Source organism: Mucilaginibacter sp. P4_G9 (assembly GCF_056400985.1).
On record NZ_JBFUKF010000402.1, the window covers coordinates 1 to 4,488 of the forward strand.

At 37.3% G+C, this 4,488-nt stretch carries 7 protein-coding genes; 4 read left to right on the forward strand and 3 right to left on the reverse strand.

The window, feature by feature from the left end:
- Window positions 1-598: SUKH-4 family immunity protein (locus AC1DPZ_RS22515; protein ID WP_477407672.1), on the forward strand; the 598-nt coding region annotated here is incomplete at its 5' end.
- A 90-nt stretch (window positions 599-688) separates the two neighbouring features.
- The gene (locus AC1DPZ_RS22520; RefSeq protein ID WP_477407674.1) at window positions 689-838 is read left to right on the forward strand and encodes a hypothetical protein; all 150 of its coding nucleotides are present in this window, start codon (window positions 689-691) and stop codon (window positions 836-838) included.
- A 12-nt stretch (window positions 839-850) separates the two neighbouring features.
- Here the strand turns inward: AC1DPZ_RS22520 and AC1DPZ_RS22525 are convergent, their stop codons facing one another.
- Window positions 851-1,540: a hypothetical protein gene (locus AC1DPZ_RS22525; RefSeq protein WP_477407676.1), complete on the reverse strand. Its 690-nt coding sequence runs from the start codon at window positions 1,538-1,540 to the stop codon at window positions 851-853.
- A 267-nt stretch (window positions 1,541-1,807) separates the two neighbouring features.
- On the opposite strand from AC1DPZ_RS22525, the gene AC1DPZ_RS22530 reads away from it, so the two are divergent.
- On the forward strand, window positions 1,808-2,539 hold the full coding sequence (locus tag AC1DPZ_RS22530; RefSeq protein ID WP_477407678.1) for an N-6 DNA methylase: 732 nt from the start codon (window positions 1,808-1,810) through the stop codon (window positions 2,537-2,539).
- A gap of 38 nt (window positions 2,540-2,577) precedes the next feature.
- Entirely contained in the window at window positions 2,578-3,504 is a 927-nt protein-coding gene (locus AC1DPZ_RS22535) for an AlbA family DNA-binding domain-containing protein (protein ID WP_477407680.1), read from the forward strand.
- 37 nt (window positions 3,505-3,541) lie between these two features.
- On the opposite strand, the gene AC1DPZ_RS22540 is transcribed toward AC1DPZ_RS22535, so the two are convergent.
- Both AC1DPZ_RS22540 and AC1DPZ_RS22545 read right to left on the reverse strand, forming a co-directional pair.
- Window positions 3,542-3,793, reverse strand: coding sequence for a hypothetical protein (locus tag AC1DPZ_RS22540; RefSeq protein WP_477407682.1), 252 nt, complete (start codon window positions 3,791-3,793; stop codon window positions 3,542-3,544).
- A 214-nt stretch (window positions 3,794-4,007) separates the two neighbouring features.
- Entirely contained in the window at window positions 4,008-4,427 is a 420-nt protein-coding gene (locus tag AC1DPZ_RS22545; RefSeq protein ID WP_477407684.1) for a hypothetical protein, read from the reverse strand.
- Window positions 4,428-4,488: the final 61 nt, after the last annotated feature.

Consider the following 4,488-nt stretch of genomic DNA (forward strand, 5'->3'; position numbering starts at 1 on the left):
CTCTAAAACCCACATGACAGCACAAGAATATTTAGTAAATTGGACTCAGCTAGGAGAACAGGTTTCGCCTATATCTCTTTACCAGCTTCGGAACTTAAACCTTCAGCATTCTACAATTTCCTATTTAGAAGTTGGATTACCAAATGATGCCGCTCCCTACATATCCTTTGTGAATGATAGCGATAACCTTTATGAAGGTATAGCTAAGCTAGAAGATATATATGATCTTGATCTTGAACCTGATAAATACGTTGTTATAGGTTCAGATGGCAGTGGGAGTCCTATTGCTATTAACGTACAAAACAACGATGCAATTGAGTGGTTGGATCATGAGGATTACTTTGCATCAACCTATTGTAACAAGTCACTTGAGTGCTTACTTATATTCCTAATAATTTATCGAGACTTTGTAAAAGATGTAATCGAGAATAACGGTGAAGATGCTTTTTTAAATGCCAAGTTTACGGATGAACAGTATGACACAATGAAGCGGGCCATGTTTATGATTGATCCGGTTGCCGTTCAAGAACAAGGCTTCTGGAAAGATGAGCTAATGATGCTACTCGCAAATCGAGATTATTATAAAGCTAACCCTTAGATATACTTCCTGCTTCCTCGATAAAGGTCCTCCCCTCTATTCGCAGGGCGGTTCGCAGATTTTAATATTTCACAAGCATGTTATACCTTTATGAGCAAAGCCAATTTTGACATAAGAAATTACCAGTACAAAGTTTGGATTGATCAGGAGGATTTTAGAGTAAAACTTGTGAACAAGATTGAAGCCTTGTTAAGGATTAAACGTAAAATAGGCAGGTTACTCTTAACAGCTGCCTTGTAAGATTCTCTATCCTTACTTTGTATATCTTCTTATTTCCTTTGTACCTGTCCGTCTGTTATACCAAAGTTCGATGCCTTGCAAACTAGCTTCATTTGGTGGTAATTTTGACACTGGTTTTCTAAAAGGCACGGCCTTACGTTCAACTTTAAACTCGTCATCAGGGAATGCCTTCAGTTGTATATCAGGTTCTCTAAACTCATCTTCTGCACTTTGCCTGAATGAACTAACGATTCTTTTTTTCAACTGGGAATCACCTTCTTCAAACTCCAAAAGTTTGATTACCTTATCTGTTGCCTCATCTGGTGAGAGTTTTCCTTGCTGCACTGAACGTAGTATACTTTTAATCTTTTCAGGAAGTCCTGCTGACCTTTTAGCGTCTACAACCTTTGATGCATTGGGCGCAATCAATTTCTCATTAACGTAGTTTATAACCTTGTTGCTATGTTCATAGATTTTTTCAACACCGTCTATAAAACCACCATATCCGCTTACAGCAGCATAAAACATGTTTAATCCGATAATTATCTTTGCTTTATAACTTAGGCTACCTTGTTCTACCCAAACATGTATTTCAGGGTTTTCAAATCCTAAAAGGTTTGCTTGTGCTCTATCTACTAATTCGTATACATCTTCCGCGAGGCTCTTTAGATTTTCTGCTGGAACATTTAGGTCTAATTTGACAGATAGGTCAACTACATCCATTTTAGGTACAACTTAGGTTTTCGTTAAAGATATTGTTTTCAAATATAACTTCAGACTTAAAGATCAAATCAATCTTCGACGTTATTCTCATCACAAAGTTAGCTGACACATCAGCACATAGTCACTTCGTTTCAAGGTAGTATCACGAAAATGGGTATTCCATTAGCATGGAAACCTTCCGCATTTTCTTAGCTCTCCACCTTGCCTTAGTGCAGCTGTTCAGCGGTTCGTTCGTTCGAGAATTCACTCGACATAAAACTTACTGCTATGACAGACATTAAACAGCTTTTTAAGGAATTTGAACGATTTGCTTATGGGCAATCCCTTTCTACTGCCTTCACTGACATACTTGATTGGACGCTGTTACCTTTTAGGAAATTCGATGACGCAGAATCACAAAACATCGCACTCGAAAAATACCAATCTCATCCTAAAGTGAAACAACTGGTAACTCTTGTTACCATCATTGGCGACCTTTCAGAGGGCTTCAATGACCCACTCGGGGAACTTTATATGCAAGCAATTTCCAATGGCCACAATGGTCAGTATTTCACTCCAACACCAATGTGTGATATGATGGCTACAATGTCAGTTGGTGACAATTCATTGCCAGGGCAAACAGTTGCTGACTGTGCATGCGGTTCAGGCAGAATGCTATTGGCTGCTGCAAAGATCAATCGGCATCTACATCTTTATGGTGCAGACCTTGACAACACTTGCTGTAAAATGGCATTGCTCAATATGCTCTTTAATTCACTTACAGGTGAAATTGCACATATGAATAGCTTAAGCAACGACTTTTACACTGGCTACAAGGTTGATATCACATTGGTGAACACACATTACTTTCCATACTACACGGAGTTTACAGAGCCCGCGCAAAGCCACATCTGGCTGCATGATTTAAAAGGTACTGAAGTAAAACCTAAGTTTGATAAACCATTTGATCCAGTTGGGGCTTCACAGCCGATGAATGGAGTACAAGGAACTTTGTTTTAACAAGGTTTAAAAGTAAATTAGCAATCATAACAGCAAACATGATATATAACCAAGCCTACATACAAAATTTAATAGATGAGCGTGTAGAAGAGAATTTGCATCTTGACTATAAAGCCGCTGGCGCACTTGACAAGAGCAACATTAACAAAACCAAGGAGAGCATATCGAAGGATGTTGCCGCTTTTGCAAATGCAGATGGAGGAGTTGTTATTTACGGAGTTGCGGAGGATAAAGCTTTTAAACATATAGCAAATAATATTGACTCGATTGATCGAAACATCATTAGTAAAGAATGGCTAGAGCAAATCATTCAATCCTCCATACAGCCGCGAATAACTGGAGTGTTGATTCACCCAATTGAAATCGATTCTGACCTAAACAAAGTAGTCTACGTTGTTGAAGTGCCTAAAAGTAATACTGCTCATCAATCAAATGATCACAGATATTACAGGCGACACAACTTCAATATCCTTCCTATGTATGATTATGAAATTAGAGATATTTTAAATAGAGTAAACCATCCATTGATTGCATTGGAGTTTGAGATTATCTTGAAAGGAAGTTACAATATTTCTATATCGGCAAGAAACAATGGAAATGTTATTGCCCAATATGTCCATTGTGTTATTGACTTGCCAAGTAAGGCTTTACACTCCAATGATGATTTCTTCAGTAATAAAACTGTAGAATTTAGTGCGAGTAATACAGTTCGCGATATTGTAGATTTCAAAGGCACACCTTACGCCACAACCCCTGTTTACGGTCCGACAAGGTATGTTCCTATTCTACCTAAACTTAAGATTAAATTAGATTTCGATTTGCCAGAGCTGGATGAGTTTTATTATGAAAATGAAAACTGTATTGAGTGGGAAATATTTGTGGATAACGCAGAACCAATAAAAGGTAAAACCAAGTTGCAAGACATCCCTGTTGAGCGTAAAGGCTTTTTTAACCCTATTGGCTAGCCTTTGTTAATTAACTTTTATATAACTCTGCCAACGCTTAGACTAACCCATTCAACGAATCTAAAGTTATAGTATTTAAGTATACCTCGATAAATGAGGTACTTCTGAATGCTCGAATCTTAACAATCTCGTTTAGTTTGTTGGAGTAATAAACTTCAACATAGAAATCACCAACATTATAAAGATGAACATTGTAAATAGCTTCAACCCTGCTATCGAGAAACGTACCCTCCCAAACAGCATTGGCCTGTTCATTTATATCTAATGCTCTGAATTGGTAAAGTGTCATGATCAAATATACGTATTATCCCAACACAGGCTTGGCCGCTGGTGTTTGCTTTGCGGTGCTTTTATACCGCTATCGGATTAAACTCTAACTCTGTAACAAGTTAACTTAATGGCATCTTAAAATTTGGGCATTGGGATTGTCCGGCTCCCTTTTATTAGCCGCACTATAAAGCATTATTTCTGTTTTCGGGGATTCCCTTTACAAGGTTATCTTTTTATGGCTTTCCCACATCAGATTTAGGATTATATTGAAAGTCAACACCTCCAAGAATTGTTTCAGCTTCAGCTCTGGCCGCCAATAATTCTGGTATTTTTATCAAATCCGCTTTATATTGTGCAAATGCGTAATGAAGATGTCTCCATCCCTTTCTACAATTGTTGGCTTTAGTTCCTAGGTTGAAAGCTGTTATTAACGTAAGTGAAGCTGTAGCTGTGAATGAAATATAAGGTAATACAACGTAATGGATGTTTGTCGCAAGAAAAGTCGTTACAAATACAGAGGAAATTATTGCGATAAATCCTAAGAAAACGTATAAAGAATGCAATTTAAAAGCCATGTTATGAAATACATCTAATGCTCTTATTATATCCTTTTCAATTTCATCAAGTGAGCTTTCTGTACCAGGTTTAATCATGATTAAGGGTTTAAAATTTATAGATTACTATGTTAATTCAAATTATTTTGATGGGTTGGAC